24 protein-coding genes are annotated in these 21,764 nt (G+C 65.3%); 15 read left to right on the top strand and 9 right to left on the bottom strand.

Annotated features, from left to right (window positions below; genetic code table 11):
- Both LX70_RS16410 and LX70_RS16405 read right to left on the bottom strand, forming a co-directional pair.
- On the bottom strand, positions 1-578 hold a 578-nt coding region (locus tag LX70_RS16410; RefSeq protein ID WP_146111629.1), incomplete at its 3' end, for a GTP-binding protein.
- Positions 579-668: 90 nt separating this feature from the next.
- On the bottom strand, positions 669-1,322 hold the full coding sequence (locus LX70_RS16405; protein WP_245885113.1) for a hypothetical protein: 654 nt from the start codon (positions 1,320-1,322) through the stop codon (positions 669-671).
- Positions 1,323-1,442: 120 nt separating this feature from the next.
- Between LX70_RS16405 and LX70_RS16400 the strand changes: the two genes are divergently transcribed.
- Both LX70_RS16400 and LX70_RS16395 read left to right on the top strand, forming a co-directional pair.
- Entirely contained in the window at positions 1,443-2,807 is a 1,365-nt protein-coding gene (locus tag LX70_RS16400; RefSeq protein WP_425430597.1) for a cytochrome P450, read from the top strand.
- An 85-nt stretch (positions 2,808-2,892) separates the two neighbouring features.
- Positions 2,893-3,846, top strand: coding sequence for a tellurite resistance TerB family protein (locus LX70_RS16395; protein ID WP_105515879.1), 954 nt, complete (start codon positions 2,893-2,895; stop codon positions 3,844-3,846).
- Between the two features lie 120 nt (positions 3,847-3,966).
- On the opposite strand, the gene LX70_RS16390 is transcribed toward LX70_RS16395, so the two are convergent.
- From LX70_RS16390 to LX70_RS16380, 3 genes are all read right to left on the bottom strand, one after another.
- Entirely contained in the window at positions 3,967-5,109 is a 1,143-nt protein-coding gene (locus LX70_RS16390; RefSeq protein ID WP_105515878.1) for a M48 family metallopeptidase, read from the bottom strand.
- On the bottom strand, positions 5,106-6,317 hold the full coding sequence (locus LX70_RS16385) for a YjgN family protein (protein WP_105515877.1): 1,212 nt from the start codon (positions 6,315-6,317) through the stop codon (positions 5,106-5,108). Before LX70_RS16385 ends, LX70_RS16390 begins: the two co-directional genes overlap by 4 nt.
- A gap of 69 nt (positions 6,318-6,386) precedes the next feature.
- A complete protein-coding gene (locus tag LX70_RS16380; RefSeq protein ID WP_105515876.1) occupies positions 6,387-8,738 on the bottom strand; it encodes a DNA topoisomerase IV subunit A in 2,352 nt (783 codons plus the stop codon).
- 194 nt (positions 8,739-8,932) lie between these two features.
- Here LX70_RS16380 and LX70_RS16375 point away from each other — a divergent pair, with 194 nt between their 5' ends.
- The 6 genes from LX70_RS16375 to pheT all read left to right on the top strand — a co-directional run bounded on the left by LX70_RS16375 (position 8,933) and on the right by pheT (position 14,237).
- The gene (locus tag LX70_RS16375; protein ID WP_170076230.1) at positions 8,933-9,442 is read left to right on the top strand and encodes an SH3 domain-containing protein; all 510 of its coding nucleotides are present in this window, start codon (positions 8,933-8,935) and stop codon (positions 9,440-9,442) included.
- A 117-nt stretch (positions 9,443-9,559) separates the two neighbouring features.
- Complete coding sequence (gene rpmI / locus LX70_RS16370) at positions 9,560-9,760, top strand: 50S ribosomal protein L35 (RefSeq protein WP_105515895.1); 201 nt, start codon at positions 9,560-9,562, stop codon at positions 9,758-9,760.
- 12 nt (positions 9,761-9,772) lie between these two features.
- The gene (rplT, locus tag LX70_RS16365) at positions 9,773-10,135 is read left to right on the top strand and encodes a 50S ribosomal protein L20 (RefSeq protein ID WP_105515874.1); all 363 of its coding nucleotides are present in this window, start codon (positions 9,773-9,775) and stop codon (positions 10,133-10,135) included.
- A gap of 124 nt (positions 10,136-10,259) precedes the next feature.
- Positions 10,260-11,342, top strand: coding sequence for a phenylalanine--tRNA ligase subunit alpha (pheS, locus tag LX70_RS16360; protein WP_105515873.1), 1,083 nt, complete (start codon positions 10,260-10,262; stop codon positions 11,340-11,342).
- A complete protein-coding gene (locus LX70_RS16355; RefSeq protein WP_146111628.1) occupies positions 11,339-11,731 on the top strand; it encodes a DUF2513 domain-containing protein in 393 nt (130 codons plus the stop codon). The genes pheS and LX70_RS16355 overlap by 4 nt, the downstream gene beginning before the upstream one ends.
- A gap of 97 nt (positions 11,732-11,828) precedes the next feature.
- Complete coding sequence (gene pheT / locus LX70_RS16350) at positions 11,829-14,237, top strand: phenylalanine--tRNA ligase subunit beta (protein WP_105515871.1); 2,409 nt, start codon at positions 11,829-11,831, stop codon at positions 14,235-14,237.
- Between the two features lie 36 nt (positions 14,238-14,273).
- Here pheT and LX70_RS16345 read toward each other — a convergent pair whose 3' ends face one another.
- A complete protein-coding gene (locus LX70_RS16345; protein ID WP_105515870.1) occupies positions 14,274-14,969 on the bottom strand; it encodes a glutathione S-transferase N-terminal domain-containing protein in 696 nt (231 codons plus the stop codon).
- 160 nt (positions 14,970-15,129) lie between these two features.
- On the opposite strand from LX70_RS16345, the gene mscL reads away from it, so the two are divergent.
- The gene (mscL, locus tag LX70_RS16340) at positions 15,130-15,549 is read left to right on the top strand and encodes a large conductance mechanosensitive channel protein MscL (protein WP_105515869.1); all 420 of its coding nucleotides are present in this window, start codon (positions 15,130-15,132) and stop codon (positions 15,547-15,549) included.
- A 67-nt stretch (positions 15,550-15,616) separates the two neighbouring features.
- Here mscL and ald read toward each other — a convergent pair whose 3' ends face one another.
- Positions 15,617-16,735 carry an alanine dehydrogenase gene (ald, locus tag LX70_RS16335; RefSeq protein WP_105515868.1) on the bottom strand — a complete coding sequence of 373 codons (1,119 nt, stop codon included), beginning with the start codon at positions 16,733-16,735 and terminating at the stop codon, positions 15,617-15,619.
- 140 nt (positions 16,736-16,875) lie between these two features.
- Here ald and LX70_RS16330 point away from each other — a divergent pair, with 140 nt between their 5' ends.
- Positions 16,876-17,334 (top strand): Lrp/AsnC family transcriptional regulator, encoded by a 459-nt coding sequence (locus tag LX70_RS16330; RefSeq protein WP_105515867.1) that lies wholly within the window; start codon positions 16,876-16,878, stop codon positions 17,332-17,334.
- 3 nt (positions 17,335-17,337) lie between these two features.
- Here LX70_RS16330 and LX70_RS16325 read toward each other — a convergent pair whose 3' ends face one another.
- The gene (locus LX70_RS16325; protein WP_105515866.1) at positions 17,338-17,784 is read right to left on the bottom strand and encodes a lytic transglycosylase domain-containing protein; all 447 of its coding nucleotides are present in this window, start codon (positions 17,782-17,784) and stop codon (positions 17,338-17,340) included.
- 246 nt (positions 17,785-18,030) lie between these two features.
- A complete protein-coding gene (gene rpsU, locus LX70_RS16320; protein ID WP_010398727.1) occupies positions 18,031-18,237 on the bottom strand; it encodes a 30S ribosomal protein S21 in 207 nt (68 codons plus the stop codon).
- Between the two features lie 109 nt (positions 18,238-18,346).
- Here rpsU and LX70_RS16315 point away from each other — a divergent pair, with 109 nt between their 5' ends.
- From LX70_RS16315 to LX70_RS16295, 5 genes are all read left to right on the top strand, one after another.
- Positions 18,347-19,027, top strand: coding sequence for a COQ9 family protein (locus LX70_RS16315; protein ID WP_105515865.1), 681 nt, complete (start codon positions 18,347-18,349; stop codon positions 19,025-19,027).
- Positions 19,024-20,016, top strand: a complete 993-nt coding sequence (locus LX70_RS16310; RefSeq protein WP_105515864.1) for an NAD(P)H-quinone oxidoreductase — start codon at positions 19,024-19,026, stop codon at positions 20,014-20,016. The genes LX70_RS16315 and LX70_RS16310 overlap by 4 nt, the downstream gene beginning before the upstream one ends.
- Positions 20,017-20,127: 111 nt before the next feature.
- Positions 20,128-20,595, top strand: coding sequence for a SpoIIAA family protein (locus LX70_RS16305; protein WP_105515863.1), 468 nt, complete (start codon positions 20,128-20,130; stop codon positions 20,593-20,595).
- An 81-nt stretch (positions 20,596-20,676) separates the two neighbouring features.
- Positions 20,677-21,309 carry a ParA family partition ATPase gene (gene parA, locus LX70_RS16300; protein WP_105515894.1) on the top strand — a complete coding sequence of 211 codons (633 nt, stop codon included), beginning with the start codon at positions 20,677-20,679 and terminating at the stop codon, positions 21,307-21,309.
- A 96-nt stretch (positions 21,310-21,405) separates the two neighbouring features.
- Positions 21,406-21,723: an antibiotic biosynthesis monooxygenase family protein gene (locus tag LX70_RS16295; RefSeq protein WP_105515862.1), complete on the top strand. Its 318-nt coding sequence runs from the start codon at positions 21,406-21,408 to the stop codon at positions 21,721-21,723.
- Positions 21,724-21,764: the final 41 nt, after the last annotated feature.

Below are 21,764 nucleotides of genomic sequence, written 5' to 3'. Positions count from 1 at the left end.
ACCGCTTCCATCAGCGCCTTGATCGAGTTCTCGCCGATCTCCGCGTCGCGCCCTTCCAGAGCCGCAAGCGCCGAGCCCTTGATGATCGGAATGTCGTCGCCCGGATAGTCGTAGGAGGACAGAAGCTCACGCACTTCCATCTCGACCAGCTCCAAGAGTTCCTCGTCATCCACCTGGTCGACCTTGTTCAGGTAGACGACCATGTAGGGAATGCCGACCTGACGGCCGAGAAGGATATGCTCGCGCGTCTGCGGCATCGGGCCGTCGGCCGCGTTCACCACCAGGATCGCGCCGTCCATCTGCGCCGCACCCGTGATCATGTTCTTGACGTAGTCGGCGTGGCCCGGGCAGTCGACATGGGCATAGTGACGCGTCGGCGTCTCATATTCCACGTGCGCGGTCGAGATCGTGATCCCCCGCGCCTTCTCTTCCGGCGCCGCGTCGATCTGGTCATAGGCCTTGAAATCACCGAAATACTTCGTGATCGCAGCCGTCAGCGTCGTCTTGCCGTGGTCAACGTGACCAATGGTCCCGATGTTCACGTGCGGTTTCGTCCGTTCAAACTTTGCCTTTGCCATATCGCGGGCGCCTCATGCTCGGGGGGGCCGGCGCGGCCCCCGTGTCAACATCGCGCGCTACCTATTGGCTGGAGGCCGAAAAATCAAGCGTCAGTTGGCCGCGGCGGGTGTCGCGGGGGCGGACGTGCCGGCGGGCTTGGCAGTGGGCTTGGGCGGCGCCACCTTCTCTGGCCCCTCGGCGGCGGTCACGGCCGCCCGCGCGGCGGCAGCCTCGGGCGTGAACCAGGCCTTGTTCTCCACCAGCCAGTCATTGATAAGCCGCGCCGCGTTTTCCGACAGCGCCTTCATCTGCTCCTCGCGGCTCCGGGTCAGGCCGGAACCGACGACGGTCGATCCCGAAAGCCCCTCGAAGACGGTAAAGGTCTTGGGTTCGGAATTGACGGTCCGCTGCGCGCTGTCGTCCCAGATGTTGACGGTAATCGCCAGCACCGATTTCGGGCTGAGGACAAGGGGAATGCCCGGCACGGCCAGCGCATAGGCATCGACGCCGATGCCGATATGGTAAAGCTTCTCGCCCTGATACCGCTCGAATCGCGCGGCGATGGCGGTCTTGATCGCCTCTTCCCATTCGGCGGGCGTCGCCTGGCGCGAGGGGCCGACAGGCTTCGCATTCTTCGCCACGACGATGTTGTAGCCGAGGCTGAAATCGCCGAAATCCTTCGGCGGACCGGAAAGGTCGTTGTTCGCGCAGGCAGCGAGAACGAGAAGCCCCGTCAGGGCCGCGAACAGTCGGACGAGTCTCATGCTTCCCCCATCGGTCATTCCCCCAGCCATAGCCCGTCACGGCGGGCCGGGCAATCGGATAGGCTTGGCCGCACGCGGCCGCGCGCCTATATTGACCGGCGAAAGGAGCGTTTCATGGACATGATCGCGCCGGGGGCAGAGGCCGGGGTTCCGGTCCGGGTTCCGCTGGTCACCAAGCCGATGGGCGTCTGGGGCAGCTTCCAGACCGGCCGTCAGAACGTCCTTGAACTGATCCCCGAGATCGCACTGCACCAGCCCATCGTCTCAGGCCGGACCGTCAAGCGCTGGCACATGGTCATGGACCCCGGCGCGCTGCGGCGCATTCTGAAGGACCGGGTGGAGGATTATCCGAAGTCGGACGTCACCAAGATGATCCTGCGCCCGGCGATCGGCGACAGCATGTTCATCGCCGAGGGCGCGCATTGGCACTGGCAAAGACGCGCCGCCGCCCCGGCTTTTTCCCCGCGCAACGTGCAGGCGCTTGGCCCGGTGATGACGGCCGCGGCCGAGATCGCCGCCGAACGGATCGGCCAGACCGAAGGCCGCGCGACGAATGTCTTCGATGAGATGGTGACGACGACCTTTCAGGTGATCTCGGACGTGACCTTCGCGGGCGGGCGCGCCTTTGACCGCGAGGCGGTGCATCACGCGATCAACAGCTATATCGAAAGCACCGCGCGTGTGTCCTTCCTGGACATCGTCGGCGCACCGTCCTGGATTCCCCGACCATCGCGGCTTGTCACCGGATCGGCGATGCGGGCGATGAAGACGATGGCGGATCAGGCCATCGAGGACCGCCGCGGCGCGCCCGACCACGGCATTCCCGACCTTCTCGACCTGCTGCTGGATGGCGAGGACCCGGAAACGCAGCGGCGCATGTCGACCTCGGAACTGCGTGACAACCTGCTGACCTTCATCGTCGCGGGGCATGAGACGACGGCGCTGTCGCTGGCCTGGGCGCTTTATCTCTGCGGCTTCGACCCCGCCGTGCAGGACCGCGCGCGGGACGAGGCGAAGGCGGCGCTGGGCGACCGGGCGGCGACAGTCGCGGACCTGCCCGCCCTGCCCTTCTGCCGCCGGATCGTGGATGAGGCGCTGCGCATGTATCCGCCCGCCGCCTTCCTGTCGCGCACGGCCAGGGCGAAGGACAGGCTTTGCGGGCGCGAGGTTCTGCCCGGCGACACGGTCATGCTGCCGATCTACGCGCTGCACCGGAACCACCTTCTGTGGCCCGATCCGCACCGCTTCGACCCGGACCGTTTCGCCGGGGATGCCAGCTATGACCGCTTTGCCTATCTGCCTTTCGGCGGCGGGCCGCGCATCTGCATAGGCGCCTCCTTCGCGTTGCAGGAGGCGGTCATCATCCTGGCCACGCTTCTGGCGCGCTTCCGCTTCACCCGCGTTCCGGGCCGCGATCCGCGCCCGGTCCTGATCCTGACGCTGCGCCCCGAAGGCGGTGTCTGGCTGTCGGTGGAACGGGATTGAGGGCGAGACGCCAAATTTCCCCCTATCGACCGGGGACCCGATCTGTAGGCTTTGCACTGGAACAGGAAAACCGGGGGTATTGAGAATGAGTTTGATGGGAACGCTGGCCAAGGTCGCGATCGGTGTCGCGGTCGCCAAGGGCGTCAGCAGCATGATGGGCAAGAAAGCCTCTGGCTCCGCAGGTAGTGGCGGGACGTTTGGCGGGACGCATTCGCCCGGCCGGACCCAGGGCGGCGGGCTTGAGGACATGATGGGTGAGGTTCTGGGCGGCCGCCGCAGCCCGCAGGACCAGAGCGGCGGCATGTTCGGCGGATCGGGCAGCACCGGCGGCACCGGCGGGGGCCTGGGCGATTTCCTGAATGAACTTGGCAAATACGCGCCGGGCGGGGCCGGATCGACCGGGACGACGACCAGCCGCGGCGGTTCCGGTCTGGATGACCTGATCGGGTCACTGGGCGGCGGTAGTGGTGGTGCCTCGGGCGGCGGGCTTGGCGACCTCCTCGGCGGTATCCTTGGCGGCGGCGCGGGTGGTACGCAATCCGGCGGCGGGCTTGGCGATCTGCTGGGCGGGCTGCTTGGCGGGATGGCCGGGGGCGCGGCGGCGGGCCAGGGCGGCAGCTTTGGCGATCTTCTCAACCAGTCGCTTGGCAACCGGGGCGAACCCGACGCCGCCCCCACCCCGCAACAGGACGCGGTCGCGGGGCTTCTTCTGACGGCGATGATCCAGGCGGCCAAGTCCGACGGCAAGATCGACGCCGAGGAACAGCGCAAGCTGATGGGCAATCTGGGTGACGTGACGCCCGAGGAGAAGCGCTTTGTCGAGGCCGCGATCCGCGCGCCGATCGACGTGCAGGGCCTTGCGCGGCAGGTGCCGAAGGGGCTTGAGGCGCAGGTCTACACCATGTCCCTGATGGCCATCGACCTCGACAACCGGAATGAGGCGACCTACCTGCACCAGCTTGCCACCGCGCTTGGCATCGACCAGCGCCATGTCAACGCGATCCACGCCCAGCTTGGGGCGCCCGCACTCTACAGCTGATCACCTTGGGGCGCCCGCACTCTACAGCTGATCACCAGGGTGAGGCAGGCCCGGCAAAACCACGCAGCCGGGCAGGACGGGCGGGGCCATGGTCCCGCCCGTGTTCGTATGGCGAAGGGGTCAGTCCCCCTTGGCGCAGATCGCCTTCAACGCGGCCCAGTCGTCATCATCGAGCGAAGGGCGCGTATCGCCCTGCATCCCCGCCTGATCATGCGCGCGCTGCGCCCGCCCTGCGCTCAGCGGGTGGGAAGAGGTATATTCCGGCAGCATGTCGGTATCGGCCGAAATCCGGTCGAAGAACCCCGCCAGCCCCTCGGCACTGATCCCGGCACCGTCCAGAAGGCCCAGCGCATAGCGGTCCGCCTGCGCCTCGGCATCGCGGGTATAGGAGGCGCGCATCAGGTATTCGCCCGCCGCCGCGATGGCCGTGCCGCCGCTGACATCGCCAAGGATCATCGACAGGATGCCCGCCGACCCCGCCGCGCGCAGCGCGATGCGCGTCGGATCGCGCGCGGCGACATGGCCGATTTCATGCGCGAGAACCCCCGCGACCTCATCCGGCCCCTCGGCCTTGTCCAGAAGCCCGCGAAAGATCACGATCTGCCCGCCCGGCACCGCGAAGGCATTGACCATCTTGTGGTCGAAAACCGAAAGCTGAAGGTCATAGCCAAGGTCGCGCCCCTCGATCAGGCGGTCCTTCATCCGGTTCAGCGCGGCAAGGCCATCGGGGTTGGTGCAGGTCAGGTCGCCCGCGCCCTCCTCTTTCACCATCCATTCGACCTGCCGCATGACCGAGCGGCCAAAGGCCGTCTCCGTCTCCACCGGCAGGTGACCGGCGAGATAATCCGACAGCGCGGGCAGGATCACGAAAAGCATCAGCACCATCGCCGCCGTCGCCGCGCCCAGCCAGAGCAGGACCTTGCGGACCGTCCCCGCATGCACGTCGCGCTTGCCAAGATCGGGAACCATGCGGCGGAACCAGAGGATCGCCAGCGGATCGGTGACGACCAGCCGCGCCGGATCGCGCGGCGCCTCATCCCCTTCATCGGAATGAAGGGTCAGGGTGATGCTCTTTTCGTCGGACTGGTCGCGAAGCGCGCGCAGCCGGTTCATCTGCCACAGGAACTGGTGGCCCTCTGACGTCTCGAGGACCAGCATACGCTGATCCTCGGACGGCCAGACAAGAACCGGCTGACGCCGTGCGGAGAGGCCGTCATAGAAGCTTGCGGCAATCTTGCCGGACGGCACCTCCGGCGCGGTCATATCGCCGCGCCAACATCAAGCGCATCGGCGAACCCGCCCGCATCGGCGGCCGGATCGTAGGCGCGCTGCTGAACCTCGTCGATGATCGAGGGATCGGTCAGGGTCAGTGTTTCGGCGAAATGGGCGATGATCGGCTGGATGAGGAAGACCAGCCCCAGCGCCCCGGCGGCGATGAACACGCACAGATACAGCACCGCGATCAGCACAAACATGGCCGGGCCGGGGGCGCCCCCGGTGGCCTGGCTGGCGGCGGCCATTGCGGCGATGATCGCGCCGAAGAGAAGCATGCCAATACCGATAATCAGGCTGATCGCGATGCTGCCCAGGATATAGATACCGATGATGCGGCCAGTGCGCGGCTCGGCCCGGAAGATCCGGCGCCCCATGAGGATCGTGTTGTCCATCAGGTAGCGATAGGCGTGAACGCGGTAATAGAGATAGCCGATGGCGGCCCAAAGCAGGCCGATGAAGGTCAGCACAATTCCGATCATCGCGATGGCAGAGAGGTCCTCGCCACTTGAGCCCTGCGCCATCACTCCGGCCACGACCATGGCCACGAAGCCAAGCACGACAAGGGCAAGGCCGATCAGAACATGGCGCATGGCGCCGTAAAGCCCGGTCCAGCGGCCGTCCTGCGTGAACTTCTGGTCGCCGTACCAGCTGCGGTCGGTCTTGTATTTCTCAAGCCAGAAGGTCTGGCGCGGCAGCAGGATGCCCAGCGTGACGACGGTCAGCGCCCCATGCGCGATGGCGCGCCAGACATAGCCCCAGGCACCCTTGTCCATGCCGAAACGAATGCCCATGAAGCGCGTCCGCGCCATCATGTAGCGCCGCGCGCGGTAGCGGGCGAAGATCATCAGCGGCATGATCGCGAAAAGCGAGATATAGACGACCGCAATCTGCATCAGGGCCTGCGCCTCCGATTTCGGCTCAAGCACGAAATGCATGCCGAAATAGAACAGGATCAGCTGGACCAGGCCCAGATAGATCGCGAGAACGACAACCGCGACGAGAAATCCAAGGAATTTCTCAAGCCCGGTCCCGGTATATTCCGGCCGGTTGCCGCCAAGATCAACGGACGACCAGATATAACGCCGGATACGGGTCTTGCCCCAGAAGCGATAGATGCCGAGGGTGAGGATCGTGAACAGGCCGTTCAACAGTGCGAGGCCGAAAAGAGCGCTTCCTGTTCCAGTGTAACGTGCCATAACGGCAGGGGATTTCAGATCAAACATGGTCACCACTTTAGTTTAACGCAACCGCGCGATAGCGGCTAATTAAGGAAATTTGTTGTCCCTCGGGAAACCATGCGGGGGCGTTTTGCCCACACCGGCCCGTTTGGCGACCCAATCGGTCATATCCTCGGTCCGCGTGTTCCCGTTCGACATCGGCCAGGACAACCCCTTGGCGAGTTCGAATGTCGTCAGGTCGGACAGGCCGCCGTCAAGCTCCAGCACCCCCTGACGCCCGCGCGCCATGTTGTATTTCTGAAGCCGGACGCCCTTGCCGCGGGTCATCTCCGGCAGATCGGCCAGCGGGAAGACCAGAAGCTTGCGGTTCTTCGACACGATCGCCAGATGATCGCCCGCGACGCGCTTGCAGATCGCCATCCGCGCCTCGGACGGCAGGTTCATCACCTGCTTGCCCGCCCGCGTCTGCGCCACCGTCTCATCGGCCGAGACGACGAAACCCTCGCCCGCCGTCGAGGCGACGATCAGCTTTTCGCCGGGCCGGTAGATCAGCAGATCGACGATCTCCGCCTCATTCGGCAGGTCGACCATCAGGCGCACCGGCTCCCCCAGCCCGCGCCCGCCGGGCAGGTTCGCACCCAGAAGCGTGTAGAACCGCCCGTTGGCCCCGGCGAGCAGGATCTTGTCGGTCGTCTCGGCATGGAAGACAAAGCGGCCTTCGTCGCCGTCGCGGAACTTGACCTCGGCATCGACCGGCTGATGCCCCTTCATGGCGCGGATCCAGCCCATCTTCGAACAGATGACGGTGATCGGCTCCCGCTCGATCATCGCCTCAAGGGGGACCTCCTCAACCACGGTGGCATCGGCGAAATCGCTGCGCCGGGCGCCGCCGGGGGCGTCCTTGCCAAAGCGCTTCTGGATGTCCTTCAACTCCCCCACGATCTTCTTCCACTGAAGCGTGTCGGAGTTCAGCAGGTCGTCCAGCTCGGCGCGTTCGCGCATCAGCGCGTCCTGCTCCTTGAGAAGCTCCATCTCCTCAAGCTTGCGCAGGGACCGCAGGCGCATGTTCAGGATCGCCTCGACCTGAACCTCGCTCAGCCCGTCGGTGGAATGCGGCAGGGTCAGGGGGGAGACATAGTCCTTCTCCGACGTCGCGCGGGCCTGCTTGCGCGCCCAGTCCTCGGCCATCAGCGCGGATTTGGGATCGGCGTCGTAACGGATGATGTCGATCACCCGGTCAAGGTTCAGGAAGGCGGTGATGAAGCCTTCCAAGACCTCAAGCCGGTGGTCGATCTTGTCCATCCGGTGCTGGCTGCGGCGGATCAGAACCTCGCGCCGGTGGTCGAGGAAGGCGCGCAGCACCTCTTTCAGCGAACAGACCTTCGGCACGCGCCCGTCGATCAGCACGTTCATGTTAAGGCTGAACCGGGTTTCGAGGTCGGAGTTGCGGAACAGCATCCCCATCAGCATCTCGGGATCGACATTTCGCGAACGCGGTTCCAGCACGATGCGGATGTCATCGGCGCTTTCATCCCGCACATCGGCCAGAAGCGGCACCTTCTTGGTCTGGATGATCTCGGCCAGACGCTCGATCAGCTTCGATTTCTGCACCTGGAACGGGATCTCGGTCACGACGATGTTCCAGGTCCCGCGCCCGGTATCTTCCTTTTCCCACCGCGCGCGGGTGCGGAAGCTGCCGCGCCCGGTCAGATAGGCCTCGCGGATCGATTCCTTCGGCTCCACGATCACGCCGCCGGTGGGGAAGTCCGGGCCGCGCACAAGCTCGATCAGCGTGTCGTCGCGAACCAGGTCGGAATTCTCGGCCTTGGCCAGATGGATGCAGGCGTCGATCAGCTCATGCAGGTTATGCGGCGGGATGTTCGTGGCCATGCCGACCGCGATGCCGCTGGCGCCATTGGCCAGCAGGTTCGGGAAGGCGGCGGGCAGCACCACGGGTTCTTCCAGCGTGCCGTCATAGTTGGGGCGGAAATCGACGGAGTTCTCCGCCAGCCCCTCCATCAGCGCCTCGGACGCTGCGGTCAGCCGCGCCTCGGTATAGCGGCTGGCGGCCGGGTTATCGCCGTCGATATTGCCGAAGTTGCCCTGCCCGTCCACAAGCGGGTAGCGCATATTGAAGTCCTGCGCGAGACGCGCCATCGCGTCATAGATCGCCGCATCGCCATGCGGGTGATAGTTTCCCATCACGTCGCCCGAGATCTTCGCCGACTTCCGAAACCCGCCAGAGGAGCTGAGCTTCAGCTCGCGCATGGCGAAGAGGATTCGCCTGTGGACCGGCTTCAAACCGTCCCGCGCGTCGGGCAAGGCGCGGTGCATGATCGTGGAAAGTGCATAGGTCAGATAGCGCTCGCCGATCGCGCGAGAGAGCGGTTCGGAGGTCGTCAAATGCTCGATCTTGCGGTCTTCGGGTGCGTCGCTCATGCATGTTGTGTAGTAGCTGGAAACGACCGGGTCCAGAACGAATTCTTGGTTTCGCCACAGGCGTGTAATCGACCGGAAAACGCCAAATCGCTTGGCGTTCGGGGGCGAATCTGGTCTAGCGTTCGGCAGGGGAAGTGCCGGGGTAGGGTATGGTCCGGGTGGGCCTTGTAACTTGTGCTGTGGTTTTCACGGTGATGCTGTTCATTCCGATGCCGCTTCGGAAGGGTGAGGCTATCCATGCGCCGCAGGACCTGACGCAGGAGGTCGGCACCGCCCGCGTCGTCGCCCGCCACCCGATCGCCGCCTTCGCCAGCATCGAACCCGACCGCCGGGTCGAGGTCCCCGCCCCGCCGCTGCCGCAAACCGATGACCTGCTGTCCCCCATCATCGTCTCCGCCCCGCCGGTCGTGGCGGCGGAAGCGGCGGCAGAAGCGGCACCGGCCGCCAAGCCGGGTCCGAAATCCCTCCCGCCGCGCGAACCCGACTTTTACCGGGTGACAAGCGCCAAGGCCGCGCTCAGGGCCGGACCGTCGGGAGACACCCGCAAACTGGCCATGCTCGGCGCCGGGGATACCGTCGACGTGCTGACCAGCTTTGACGGAAAGTGGTACTTTGTCCGCCTCGCCGACGGGCAGACCGAAGGCTATCTGGAACAATCCGACGTGGCCAGGGCGGACACGGCCGCCGTCAGCCTGGGCCAATAGCCCCCGCCCCCTTGCCAGATCGGGCCGGGGCGCGTATACGGCGCCTCTCGAATACCCCGCGTGTCCGGCCAAGTGGCATTGCCGAGTCGCGCGTTCACTCTGACCAAGGAGATGAAAATGCCCAAGATGAAGACCAAATCCGCTGCGAAGAAGCGGTTCAAGATGACCGCCTCCGGCAAGGTCAAATCCGGTGTCGCCGGCAAGCGTCACGGCATGATCAAACGCTCGACGGACTTCATCCGCAAGGCGACCGGCACCATGGTGCTGTCCGATGCGGACACGAAGATCGTCAAGAAATACATGCCGTATAACCGCTGAGGAGAGTGACACATGGCTCGCGTTAAATCCGGCGTCGTCACCCACGCCCGTCACCGCAAGGTCATCAAGAAGGCGAAAGGCTACTACGCCGCGCGTTCGACCAATTTCCGCACCGCCACGCAGGCCGTGGACAAGGCGCAGCAATACGCCACCCGCGACCGCAAGGCCCGCAAGCGCAACTTCCGCGCGCTGTGGATTCAGCGGATCAACGCGGCGGTCCGTGCGATCGACGCCGAAATGACCTATTCGCGTTTCGTGAACGCCCTCGGCAAGGCCGGGATCGAGGTGGACCGCAAGGTTCTCGCCGATCTTGCCGTGCATGAGCCGGCGGCGTTTGAGGCCATCGTCGGAAAGGCGAAGGCCGCGCTCGCGTAAGCTCAGGACTGAGGGACAGTCAGAACCCCGCGAGTGGCCGCCCGGCCTTCGCGGGGTTTTTCTTTGGCGCCTTGCAATGCGGGGGCGCCGTGGGTAGCAGGAACCGGATGGGCCGGAGGAAGACATGGACGGATTGGACGCGCTGAAGGGCAAGTATCTGGAAGGGATTTCCGGGGCCGGGGACGAGGTCGCGCTTGAGGACCTGCGCGTGGCGGCCCTTGGCAAGAAGGGTGAGATTTCCCTCAAGATGCGGGAACTGGGCCAGATGGACCCGGCCGAGCGTCAGGCGGCGGGCGCGGCGCTGAACCGCCTGAAGGATGAGATCGACGCAGCGCTGCGCGCCAAGAAAGCGGCGCTGGCGGATGCCGCGCTGGATGAGCGGCTGAAATCCGAATGGCTGGACGTGACGCTGCCGGGGCGCCCCCGCCGTCAGGGGACGATCCACCCCGTCAGCCAGGTCACCGAGGAGATCACCGCGATCTTCGCCGACATGGGCTTTGCCGTGGCCGAGGGGCCGCAGATCGAAAGCGACTGGTACAATTTCGACGCGCTGAACATCGCGCCCGAACACCCCGCCCGGCAGGAGCATGACACCTTCTTCATGGCCCGCGAGGCAGGCGACAACCGCCCGCCGCACGTCCTGCGCACCCATACCTCGCCGGTCCAGATCCGCGCGATGCAGACGCAAGGCGCGCCGATCCGCGTCATCGCGCCCGGCCGCGTCTACCGCATGGACATGGACCAGACCCACACGCCCATGTTCCATCAGGTCGAGGGGCTGGCCATCGACCGCGACATCTCCATGGCCAACCTGAAATGGGTGCTGGAGGAGTTCTGCCGGTCGTTCTTTGAGGTCGACAGCGTCGAACTGCGCTTCCGCGCCTCACACTTCCCTTTCACCGAACCCTCCGCCGAGGTCGATATCCGTTGTTCGTGGGAAGGCGGGCAACTGAAGATCGGCGAGGGCGACGGCTGGATGGAGATCCTCGGGTCGGGCATGGTGCATCCGAAGGTCTTGCAGGCGGCGGGCGTGAACCCCGACGACTGGCAGGGCTTTGCCTTCGGCATGGGGATCGACCGGCTGGCGATGCTGAAATACGGCATCCCGGATTTGCGGGCGTTCTTTGAGAGCGACCTGCGGTGGTTGCGGCATTACGGGTTCGCGAGCCTCGACATGCCGACGGTGGCCGGGGGGTTGAGTCGGTGAAGCGTGATCTCGACCTTGTTCGCAGTATGCTCATAAAAGCGGAAGATTCCGATGAGCGATACTTTGATATCGGGGTGTGGGAGTGGACTGACCATGACATGCGAGACCGAGAGCTTGATACCAAGCTTGGCCAAGCGGAACTCTTCCATTTGGACTTAATGGAGCAGGGCGGACTGATAAAGAAATCTGTATGCGAGAATTCAGATATCGTGATGTGGGAGATTACGTGGTACGGCTATGATTTTCTGGATGCCAGTAGATCTGAAAAACTGTGGAACCGGCTTAAGAGAGAAGCCAAAGCACAGGGTATATCTCTGACCGTCAGCGGAGCCATATCTGCCGTAAGAGCTCTAAGTGCGGAACTGCTTTCGGTAGGAGCGGCTCAATGAAGCTCGACAACAATCCTTACCACGCCGTAGGGCGGGGTTCATCCCGCCACGCGCCACAATGGCGGGGTGAACCCCGCCCCACGAATGGGACGACAAGATGAAATTCACCCTCTCCTGGCTGAAAGACCACCTGGAAACCGAGGCGAGCCTCGATGACATCCTCTATGCGCTGACCGACCTCGGCCTTGAGGTCGAGGAGGTGCAGGACCGCGCGGCGAAGCTGAAACCCTTCACGCTCGCCAAGGTGCTTGAGGCGACCCAGCACCCCGATGCCGACCGGCTGCGGGTCTGCCGCGTCATGACGGATGAGGGCGAAAAGCAGATCGTCTGCGGCGCGCCTAACGCGCGGGCGGGGATCACGGTCGTCCTCTGCAAACCGGGTGACTATGTCCCCGGCATCGACGTGACGCTGGGCATCGGCAAGATCCGGGGCGTCGAAAGCCACGGCATGATGGCCTCGGAACGCGAGCTGGAGCTGTCCGAAGAGCATGACGGCATCATCGAACTGCCCTCGGGTGAGGTCGGCGAGAAGTTCACCGACTGGCTGGCGCAGAACCGCCCCGGCGCGGTCGATCCGATGATCTATATCAAGATCACCCCGAACCGCCCCGATGCGCTGGGTGTGCGCGGCCTTGCCCGCGATCTGGCGGCGCGCGGTCTTGGCACACTGAAACCGCTGAAAGTGGAGCCGGTGAAGGGCGGCTTTGACAGCCCGATCACCGTGACGCTGGCCGAGGACGTGAGGGGCAATGCCTGCCCGCATTTCGTCGGCCGCTACATTCGCGGCGTGAAGAACGGCCCCTCTCCGGTCTGGTTGCAGGAACGGCTGAAGGCGATCGGCCTCCGGCCCATCTCGGCGCTTGTCGACATCACCAACCTCTTTACCTTCGACCTGAACCGCCCCTTGCACGTCTTCGACGCCGACAAGGTCCATGGCAACATCACCGCCCGTCAGGCGCGTGAGGGGGAAACGCTTCTGGCGCTCGATGGCAAGACCTATGCGCTGGGGCCGGGGATCACCGTCATCGCCTACGATCAGGCGCCCGAGGCGCTGGGTGGCGTCATGGGCGGCGAGGTGTCGGGCGTGACCGAGGAGACCGTGAACGTCTTCGTCGAATCCGCGTATTTCGACCCGATCACCACGGCGGCGACCGGGCGGCGGCTAAAGATCCATTCCGACGCGCGCTACCGCTTCGAACGCGGCATCGACCCGGCCTTCACCCGCGACGGGATGGAGCTTGCCACGAAGCTGATCCTCGACCTCTGCGGGGGGGAGGCGTCGATGATTGTCGAGGCCGGCGCCCCCGCGCTGTCTGACCGCGCCTATCGCTTCGACCCGAAGAAGGTCGTCAGCCTGGTCGGCATGGACATCGCCGAGGGCGACCAGCGCGCCACGCTTGAGGCGCTGGGCTTCACCCTGAAAGGCGACATGGCCACGCCGCCCTCCTGGCGTCCCGACGTGCTGGGCGAGGCCGATCTGGTGGAAGAGGTGGCGCGGATCGCGTCGCTGACGAAACTGGAAGGCAAGCCGCTGCGCCGCACGAAACCGGGCGTGCCAAGGCCGATCCTGACGCCGATCCAGATGCGCGAAAAGGCGGCGCGGCGGACGCTGGCGGCGCTGGGCTACAACGAATGCGTGACCTATTCCTTCATCGACGGCGCGACGGCGGACCTGTTCGGCGGCGGTTCGGAGGCGACGCGGCTGGAAAACCCGATTTCCTCGGAAATGACGCATATGCGCCCCGACCTGCTGCCCGGCCTCTTGCAGGCCGCCGCCCGCAATCAGGCACGCGGCTTCATGGACATGGCGCTGTTCGAGGTCGGCCCGGTCTTTTCCGGCGGGGAGCCGGGGCAGCAAGCCTTGCAGGCGACCGGGCTTCTCGTCGGCGCGACCGCGCCGCGCGATCCCTATGGCTCCCGCAGGGTGGCGGACCTTTACGACGCCAAGGCCGATGCCGAGGCGGTTCTGGCCGCCATCGGCGCGCCCCAGAAGGTGCAGATCAGCCGCAAGGCCGAAGGCTGGTGGCATCCCGGCCGGTCCGGCGTGATGGGCCTTGGCCCCAACGCGCTGGCGACCTTCGGCGAGGTGCATCCGAAGGTCCTCAAGGCGCTTGACGTCAAAGGCCCGGCGGTCGCCTTCACCCTGCGGGTCGAGGCCATCCCCTTCCCGAAGACGAAGACCGCGACGCGCCCCGCGCTTGGCCGGTCCGATCTTCAGGCGGTCGACCGCGATTTCGCCTTTGTCGTCGACAAGGGGGTTGAGGCGCTGACGCTGGTCAACGCCGCGCAAGGCGCCGACAAGGCGCTGATCGACAGCGTCGCCGTCTTCGACCAGTTCACCGGCGAGAAGGCAGAGGCACAGATGGGCGCGGGCAAGAAATCCCTTGCCATCACCGTGCGCCTGCAACCGCGCGACAAGACCCTGACCGACGAGGAGATCGAGGCGGTCAGCGCGAAGATCGTCGAGAAGGTCGCGAAGGCCACGGGCGGTGCGCTGAGGGGCTGAAGAGGCGGGGGCTAAGGGGGCGGCAGCCCCCTTCCCTCACTCTCGTGCCGGGATCTTCAGCCCGCGCTGCACCGCCGGGCGCGCAAGGAAACGGTCAAGCCAGGCGGCAACATTGGTGAACCCGTCGAACCCGACCTCTTCGCGCGCGCCGTAGAAATCGCGCAGCGTGCGCAGCCAGGGGCAAAGCGCGATGTCGGCGATGGAATAGTCGCCCGCGATCCAGTCGCGCCCCTCCAACTGCCGGTCCATCACGCCCAGAAGCCGCTTCGCCTCGGTGTAGTAGCGTTCGCGCGGGCGCGGGTCCTCGATCTCCTTCCCGGCGAAATGGTGGAAAAAGCCCACCTGCCCGAACATCGGCCCGACGCCCCCCATCTGGAACATCAGCCACTGGATCACCTGCCACCGCCCGGCACCGTCCGGCAGGAACCGCCCGGTCTTCTCCGCCAGATAAAGCAGGATCGCCCCGCTTTCGAACAGGGGCAGCGGCTCGCCCCCCGGCCCGTCCGGGTCGATGATCGCCGGGATCTTGTTGTTGGGGCTGAGCGAGAGGAATTCCTTCGTCATCTGGTCATTCTTGCCGAAATCGACCAGATGCGCCTCATAGGGCAGGCCCAGTTCCTCAAGCATGATGGACACCTTGACGCCGTTCGGCGTCGGCAGGGAATAGAGCTGAAGCACACCGGGGTCCTGCGGCGGCCATTTTTTCGTGATCGGAAAATTGCCGAGTTTCATGGATTTTTCCCCCTATGCAGCGCAAAGAACACGTTGGATAGGTAACCTCATGACGCGCGGATGAAAGTCTCATCCGTGATGATAATTGGTGATATGTTGCAATGACGCGGCGCAGGAAACGCGCGCCACCAACCGTGGAAAAAAGTGTGGGGACACGCGAATGCTCAAAGAGTTCAAGGACTTCATCGCCAAGGGCAATGTCATGGACATGGCCGTTGGTATCATCATCGGCGCCGCCTTCACGGCGATCGTGACATCGCTGGTCAGCGACCTCATCAACCCGATCATCGGTCTGATCACCGGCGGCGTCGATTTCTCGAATCTGTTCGTGAACCTCGGCGATGGCGAATACGCCACGCTCGCCGCCGCGCAAGAAGCGGGGGCGCCGGTCTTTGCCTACGGCTCTTTCTTCACGGCCGTCATCAACTTCCTGATCATCGCCTTCGTCGTCTTCTTGCTGGTGAAGATGGTCAACCGGGTGAAGGACGCCGCCGCGAAGAAGGAAGAGGAAGCGCCCGCACCGGCTGGCCCGACCGAGGTTGAGCTTCTGACCGAGATTCGCGACGCGCTGAAAAAGTAAGCGCCCGATCAGACAGGAAAAGGCCCGCCAACCGGCGGGCCTTTCGCTTTTTCAGGGGTCGACGCCCTTAAAGCTTCAGCGCCTCCGCGCCGCTGATCGAGGGCAGTCCCAGCGCCTCGCCCACGGCGGCATAGGTCAGCTGACCGGCATGGACGTTCAACCCGTTCAGAAGATGCGGATCGTCGGCACAGGCCTGCTTCCAGCCCTTGTCGGCCAGCGCGATCATGAAGGGCATCGTCGCATTGCCCAGTGCGATGGTCGAGGTCCGCGCAACCGCGCCCGGCATGTTCGCCACGCAGTAATGCATGATGCCGTCGACCTCATAGATCGGGTCCTGATGGGTCGTGGCCTTCGACGTCTCGAAGCAGCCGCCCTGGTCGATGGCGACATCAACCAGCGCCGCGCCGGGCTTGAGGTCCTTCAACTGCGCCTTCGAGATCAGCTTCGGCGCCGCAGCCCCGGGGATCAGCACCGCGCCGACGATCATGTCGGCCTGACGCGCCAGTTCGATCGTGTTCCCCGCCGAGGCGTAAGAGGTCTTGAACGTGCCGCCGAAGACATCGTCAAGATACCGCAGTCGCGGGATCGAACGGTCCAGCACGGTCACATCCGCGCCCATCCCGGCGGCGATTTTCGCCGCATGGGTGCCGACGACACCGCCACCGATCACGACGACCTTCGCAGGGCCGACGCCCGGCACACCGCCCAGCAGCACGCCCCGCCCGCCATTGGCTTTCTGAAGCGTCCAGGCCCCGACCTGCGGCGCCAGCCGCCCGGCGACCTCGGACATCGGCGCCAGAAGCGGCAGCCCGCCCATGCGGTCGGTCACCGTCTCATAGGCGATGCAGGTCGCACCAGAGGCCAGCAGGTCCTTCGTTTGCTCCGGGTCCGGCGCCAGGTGAAGGTAGGTGAACAGGATCTGCCCCTCGCGCAGCATCTTGCGTTCGACCGCCTGCGGCTCCTTCACCTTCACGATCATGTCGGCGGTCTCGAAGACCTCCTTCGCGGTGCCAAGGATCTTGGCCCCGACAGCGGTGTAATCCGCATCGGTGAACCCCGCGCCCATGCCGGCGTTGGTCTCGATGACAACCTCATGGCCATGGCCGATGGCCTCTTGCGCCGCAGCCGGCGTCATGCCGACGCGGAATTCCTGCGGTTTGATCTCTTTCGGGCAACCGAGTTTCATTCGCGCACCTCTCTGAATTTCATTGCGCCGAATCTGCCTGATCGGACATGAAATTACTTTGAGATTTCGGGGGTGAAAGCATCCCGGATTGGTGATATATTCGATGATACGCCATAATCATCGAAGAATATTCCACGACCATGGACATTGACGCGATAGACCGCCGCCTTCTTGCTGCATTGCAGAAAGAAGGCCGTATCACCAATGCCGAGCTTGCGGAAAGGGTCAACCTCTCCCCCTCCGCCTGCCACCGGCGTGTGCAGCGGCTGGAATCCGAAGGCTATATCTCGGGCTTCGTCGCGCTTCTGAACGCCCGCCGCCTGGGCCGCCCGACCACCGTCTTTGTCGAGATCACGCTTTCGGGCCAGGCCGACGAATTGCTTGAGGCGTTCGAGCGCGCCGTCACCACGGTACCCGACATCCTCGAATGTCACCTGATGGCGGGATCGGCCGACTATCTCCTCAAGGTCATCGCCGAGGATACGGAGGATTTCGCCCGCATCCACCGCCGCCACCTCGCCCGCCTGCCGGGCGTGGCGCAGATGCATTCGTCCTTCGCGCTCAGGACCGTGCGCCAGACCACCGCGATCCCGGTCTGATCGTCAGGCGCGCAGCCCCGTCTCACGCAAAAGGCCCATGCGCTTGGCCTCATAATAATAGCCCTTGGCATACCACATCACCGCCCGGTCCCGGTCGCCCCGCGCGACCATCCAGGCGCCGCGCAGGTACTTCACGCCGTAGCGCAGATTGGTGTCGGCATCGAGCAGCCCCTCAGCCCCGCCGCGATAGCCCATGGTCCGAGCGGTTTCCGGCAGGATCTGCATCAACCCGTAATAAGGCCCGTTGCGCGCGCCCGGATTATAGCTGCTTTCGCGCTGCACGACGCGATGCACCAGATCCTCCGGCACATCGTAGACGCGCGCATAGTGCGCGATCAGGCGGTTGATCTCCTCCGGCCCGCCCGCGGATCGGCGCGGCTGCGGCCGCCCACAGGCCGCAAGCCCGGCCAGCAACAGCCCAAGAGCGGCGCGGCGCGACAGGTCGTTCATCAATTCACCTCGCAAGGGCACTGGATCACACCCCCTCTTACCTGCCCGCTTCTTCGTTGTCCAAATACTCCGGGGGTCGCCCTTTGGGGCGCCATTGGTTAGAGAACCAGTGGACGACGGGGCTGGCCCCCGCGCGGGTCGCCCGCGCCAGCGAACGAAACCCCGGACAAACGAAAACCCCCGGGCCGGGCCGCGGGGGTTCGCGTCTTCGCGGGGGCCAAGGCCCCCGCCAGCGTCACACACGCTTCAAAGCGCGCCTTCGCGCTGGGCCTTCTTGCGCGCCAGTTTGCGGGCACGGCGGATGGCCTCGGCCTTTTCGCGCGCTTTTTTCACGGACGGCTTCTCGAAATGCTGCTTGAGCTTCATTTCACGGAAAACCCCCTCGCGCTGAAGTTTCTTCTTCAGAGCACGAAGCGCCTGTTCGACATTGTTGTCGCGAACGCTGACCTGCATGTGGTTGTCACCACCTTCCTAAGTTAGAGTTGCATTGCCTTGCAGGAAGCGCCCCTATAGCAAAGGCCCCGGCCTTTGTCTACGGGCGCCGCAGTTGATGGAGAGGACGATGGACACCCCCCGCGAACGGCTTCTCGACGCGATCCTCGGCCATGCCGTTTTCGACGGCTGGAGCGAGGCGGCCTTTCGCGCCACGGCGGAGGATTGCGGCATCGACCCCGCGCTGGCCCGCGCCCATGCGCCGCGCGGCGCGGTCGATCTGGCCGCCGATTACCACCGCCGGGGCGACCGGCAAATGGTCGCCGCGCTGGCCGACGCGGCGCTCTCGAACCTGCGCTTTCGCGACCGGATCGCCCATGCGGTGCGGCTTCGCCTTGACGGAGCGGACCGCGAACTGGTCCGGCGCGGCGCGGCGCTTTTCGCGCTGCCGCAACACGCGGCGACCGGGGCGCAGCTGATCTGGGGAACCGCCGACGCGATCTGGACCGCGCTTGGCGACACCTCGCGCGACATCAACTGGTATTCCAAGCGCGCCACACTCTCGGCCGTCTATTCCGCCACCGTGCTTTACTGGCTGGGCGATGAAAGCGAAGGGCATCAGGCGACGTGGGACTTCCTCGATCGCCGGATCGAGGGCGTGATGCGATTCGAAAAGACCAAGGCGCAACTGCGCGACAACCCGGTGCTGTCGAAGCTGCTCGCCGGGCCGCTCGACATCATCGGCCACGTCCGTGCGCCCGAAGGACAGGCCGGACTGCCCGGACAGATGAAGGAAGACCCCACGACATGACCCTGCCCAAGACCATGCGCGCCGTCGAGATCACCAAGCACGGCGCCCCCGAGGTATTGCAGATCGCCACCGTTCCGGTCCCCGAACCGGGGCCGGGCCAGATCCTGATCCGCGTGGACTGGGCGGGCGTGAACCGGCCCGACGCGCTGCAACGCGCGGGCGCCTATGCCCCGCCGCCCTCCGCCTCGCCCCTGCCGGGGCTTGAGGCATCGGGCACGGTCGCGGCCCTTGGCCCCGATACCTCGGGCTGGAAGGTGGGCGACGCCGTCTGCGCGCTTCTGCCCGGCGGCGGCTATGCGGACTATGTCGTGACACCCGCCGCCCATGCCCTGCCCGTCCCCGAGGGGATGAGCATGAAAGAGGCCGCCTGCCTGCCCGAAACCTGCTTTACCGTCTGGTCCAATGTCGTCATGCGCGGCAGGCTGAAGGCAGGGGAACGCTTCCTTGTCCATGGCGGGTCCTCCGGGATCGGCACGACGGCGATCCAGATCGCCCATGCGCTTGGCGCGCGGGTCTTCACCACCGCAGGCTCGGCCGAGAAATGCGCCGCCTGCGCCGCCCTTGGCGCCGAACGCGCGATCAACTACCGCGAGGAGGATTTCGTCACCGCCGTGACCGCCGAAGGCGGGGCCGACGTGATCCTCGACATGGTCGGCGGCGACTATATCGCGCGCAACCTCAAGGCGCTGGCCGAGGACGGGCGGCTGGTGCAGATCGCCTTCCTGCAAGGCCCGAAGGCCGAGATTAATTTCGCGCCACTGATGACCCGGCGCCAGACCATCACAGGATCGACGCTGCGCCCGCAAAGCGACCTTGCCAAGGCGCGGATCGCGGCAGAGCTGCGAACCCATGTCTGGCCGATGATCGCGGGCGGCAAGCTGCGCCCGATCATCGATTCGGAATTCCCGCTGGATCAGGCCGCCGAGGCGCATCGGCGGATCGAAAGCTCCGGCCATATCGGCAAGATCGTGCTGAAGGTCGGCGGCTGACTCCGCCTGCGGCAAATCGACCCGCGCCATGGCAGCGGCACAGGGGAAGGGCCACATCCCGTTTTGGGCATATGGCCCTTCCGGCCGCGCCCGTCAGCCAAGGAGAGAGCCATGACCAAGGAAAATCCCGGCGGCTTCGCCTTTGATGAAGGTTTGCCGGCCGACGTGATCGCCGTCACCGCGCATGGTCACATCACCCGCGCGGATTATGAACGCGACCTGATCCCGCGTGTGGAAGACAGGCTGCGCGCCGAAGGGAAGGTCAAGCTTCTCTACGAACTTGGCGCTGATTTTGCTGGCGTTTCGGCCGGTGCGGCCTGGGACGACACAAAGCTTGGCCTGCTGCATCTGGCCGATTTCGCCCGCATCGCGGTGGTGACGGACCATGATTGGGTGCGCATCGGCGTCAAGATGTTCGCGCCGCTGATCCCCTGCCCCGTCCACCTCTTCCACCTGACCGAACGTGCGGCGGCGCGCGACTGGATCTGCGCCAACGGCCCGGAACGCCCCCACAAGCCCGGCGTGGACGCCACACACAAAATCCCGCCGCTGGAAGACCGGATGCCGCCCGAGTCCTGATCCCCGCGCGCAAGCATCGTGCAATCCCCCTGCGTCTGCGCTATGCTGCAACGCAGCGAAGCCATGCGGGGGGTACGGGCCATGCCGGGAAAGGTGATCGCGGTCGTTCAGCAGAAGGGCGGGTCGGGCAAGACCACGCTTGCCGTCAACCTCGCGGTGTCCTGTCTGCGCCGGGGCCTCACGGTCGCGCTTCTGGACACCGATCCGCAGGGTTCCCTCGGGCGCTGGTTCATGGCCCGGCGCGAGCGTCTGGGCGAGGCGGGGATGGAGTTCTCAACCTCTTCCGCCTGGGGCGTGTCCTATGAATGCGAAAAGCTGAAGCGCAGCGCCGACATCGTCATAGTCGACACGCCGCCCAAGGTCGATGCCGACCTGCGCCCCGCGCTGCGCGAGGCCGACCTGATCCTTGTTCCCGTGGCGTCCAGCCATGTCGACCTCTGGGCCACCGAAGGCGTCCTTGACCTTGCCGCGCGGGAACGCAAATCCGCCTGGCTGGTCCTGAACCGCGTCCGGTCCGGCACACGTCTGGCCGAAGATGTCGCGCGCGCGGCGGCCGACATGACCGCCGAACTGGCCACCGCGCGGCTGGCAAACCGCGTCGTCTATGCCGAAACGCTGGGCCAGGGCCTTGGCGCCGAAGAGGCCGGGACCAGGGCCGTGAGGGCCGAGGTCGCGGCCCTGACGGATGAGGTCCTGCACCTGCTGGAGGGCTGAACCGGACCAGCCCGCGCCACAGCAAGGCTTTGACATCCCCGCCCCGCCAGCGCGATAGTCGGGCTATCGCGCGGGCGGAACGAAAGGAGAGGGCGAATGACGAAGATCAGCAAGGATTTCGACGGCCAGACGGTACTTACCACCTTCGAGATGACGCCCGGCACGGCGCAGGAATTGATGGATGCGCTGACCGATGCCTATGAGAACTTCATCAGCCGCCAGCCCGGCTTCATCTCTGCCGGCCTGCACATGAACGACGCCCAGACCCGGATCGCCAACTACTCCCAATGGCGCGACCGCAAGGATTTCCAGGCGATGCTGCGCACCCCGGAAATGCGCGACCGCAACAAGCATATCCATGGTCTCTGCTCGCGGTTCGAACCCGTCATGTATGAGGTTGTCGCGGCGTTCTGAGCCGCGCCCCTGCCCCAAAGATGCCGCAAAGGCTCCGCAAC

Origin of the sequence: Albidovulum denitrificans, from assembly GCF_002973535.1 — a bacterium.
Taxonomy (GTDB): domain Bacteria; phylum Pseudomonadota; class Alphaproteobacteria; order Rhodobacterales; family Rhodobacteraceae; genus Albidovulum; species Albidovulum denitrificans.
The sequence above is the reverse complement of the archived record's forward strand: the minus strand, read 5'-3'. Positions and strand labels throughout refer to the sequence as shown.

Excerpts from the sequence above, each read along its gene's own strand:
- LX70_RS16405 (WP_245885113.1), bottom strand. The coding sequence starts at position 1,322 with ATGAGACTCGTCCGACTGTTCGCGGCCCTGACGGGGCTTCTCGTTCTC.
- LX70_RS16400 (WP_425430597.1), top strand. The coding sequence starts at position 1,443 with ATGATCGCGCCGGGGGCAGAGGCCGGGGTTCCGGTCCGGGTTCCGCTG.
- LX70_RS16395 (WP_105515879.1), top strand. The coding sequence starts at position 2,893 with ATGAGTTTGATGGGAACGCTGGCCAAGGTCGCGATCGGTGTCGCGGTC.
- LX70_RS16390 (WP_105515878.1), bottom strand. The coding sequence starts at position 5,109 with ATGACCGCGCCGGAGGTGCCGTCCGGCAAGATTGCCGCAAGCTTCTAT.
- LX70_RS16385 (WP_105515877.1), bottom strand. The coding sequence starts at position 6,317 with ATGGCACGTTACACTGGAACAGGAAGCGCTCTTTTCGGCCTCGCACTG.
- LX70_RS16380 (WP_105515876.1), bottom strand. The coding sequence starts at position 8,738 with ATGAGCGACGCACCCGAAGACCGCAAGATCGAGCATTTGACGACCTCC.
- LX70_RS16375 (WP_170076230.1), top strand. The coding sequence starts at position 8,933 with ATGCTGTTCATTCCGATGCCGCTTCGGAAGGGTGAGGCTATCCATGCG.
- rpmI (WP_105515895.1), top strand. The coding sequence starts at position 9,560 with ATGCCCAAGATGAAGACCAAATCCGCTGCGAAGAAGCGGTTCAAGATG.
- rplT (WP_105515874.1), top strand. The coding sequence starts at position 9,773 with ATGGCTCGCGTTAAATCCGGCGTCGTCACCCACGCCCGTCACCGCAAG.
- pheS (WP_105515873.1), top strand. The coding sequence starts at position 10,260 with ATGGACGGATTGGACGCGCTGAAGGGCAAGTATCTGGAAGGGATTTCC.
- pheT (WP_105515871.1), top strand. The coding sequence starts at position 11,829 with ATGAAATTCACCCTCTCCTGGCTGAAAGACCACCTGGAAACCGAGGCG.
- LX70_RS16345 (WP_105515870.1), bottom strand. The coding sequence starts at position 14,969 with ATGAAACTCGGCAATTTTCCGATCACGAAAAAATGGCCGCCGCAGGAC.
- mscL (WP_105515869.1), top strand. The coding sequence starts at position 15,130 with ATGCTCAAAGAGTTCAAGGACTTCATCGCCAAGGGCAATGTCATGGAC.
- ald (WP_105515868.1), bottom strand. The coding sequence starts at position 16,735 with ATGAAACTCGGTTGCCCGAAAGAGATCAAACCGCAGGAATTCCGCGTC.
- LX70_RS16330 (WP_105515867.1), top strand. The coding sequence starts at position 16,876 with ATGGACATTGACGCGATAGACCGCCGCCTTCTTGCTGCATTGCAGAAA.
- LX70_RS16325 (WP_105515866.1), bottom strand. The coding sequence starts at position 17,784 with ATGAACGACCTGTCGCGCCGCGCCGCTCTTGGGCTGTTGCTGGCCGGG.
- rpsU (WP_010398727.1), bottom strand. The coding sequence starts at position 18,237 with ATGCAGGTCAGCGTTCGCGACAACAATGTCGAACAGGCGCTTCGTGCT.
- LX70_RS16315 (WP_105515865.1), top strand. The coding sequence starts at position 18,347 with ATGGACACCCCCCGCGAACGGCTTCTCGACGCGATCCTCGGCCATGCC.
- LX70_RS16310 (WP_105515864.1), top strand. The coding sequence starts at position 19,024 with ATGACCCTGCCCAAGACCATGCGCGCCGTCGAGATCACCAAGCACGGC.
- LX70_RS16305 (WP_105515863.1), top strand. The coding sequence starts at position 20,128 with ATGACCAAGGAAAATCCCGGCGGCTTCGCCTTTGATGAAGGTTTGCCG.
- parA (WP_105515894.1), top strand. The coding sequence starts at position 20,677 with ATGCCGGGAAAGGTGATCGCGGTCGTTCAGCAGAAGGGCGGGTCGGGC.
- LX70_RS16295 (WP_105515862.1), top strand. The coding sequence starts at position 21,406 with ATGACGAAGATCAGCAAGGATTTCGACGGCCAGACGGTACTTACCACC.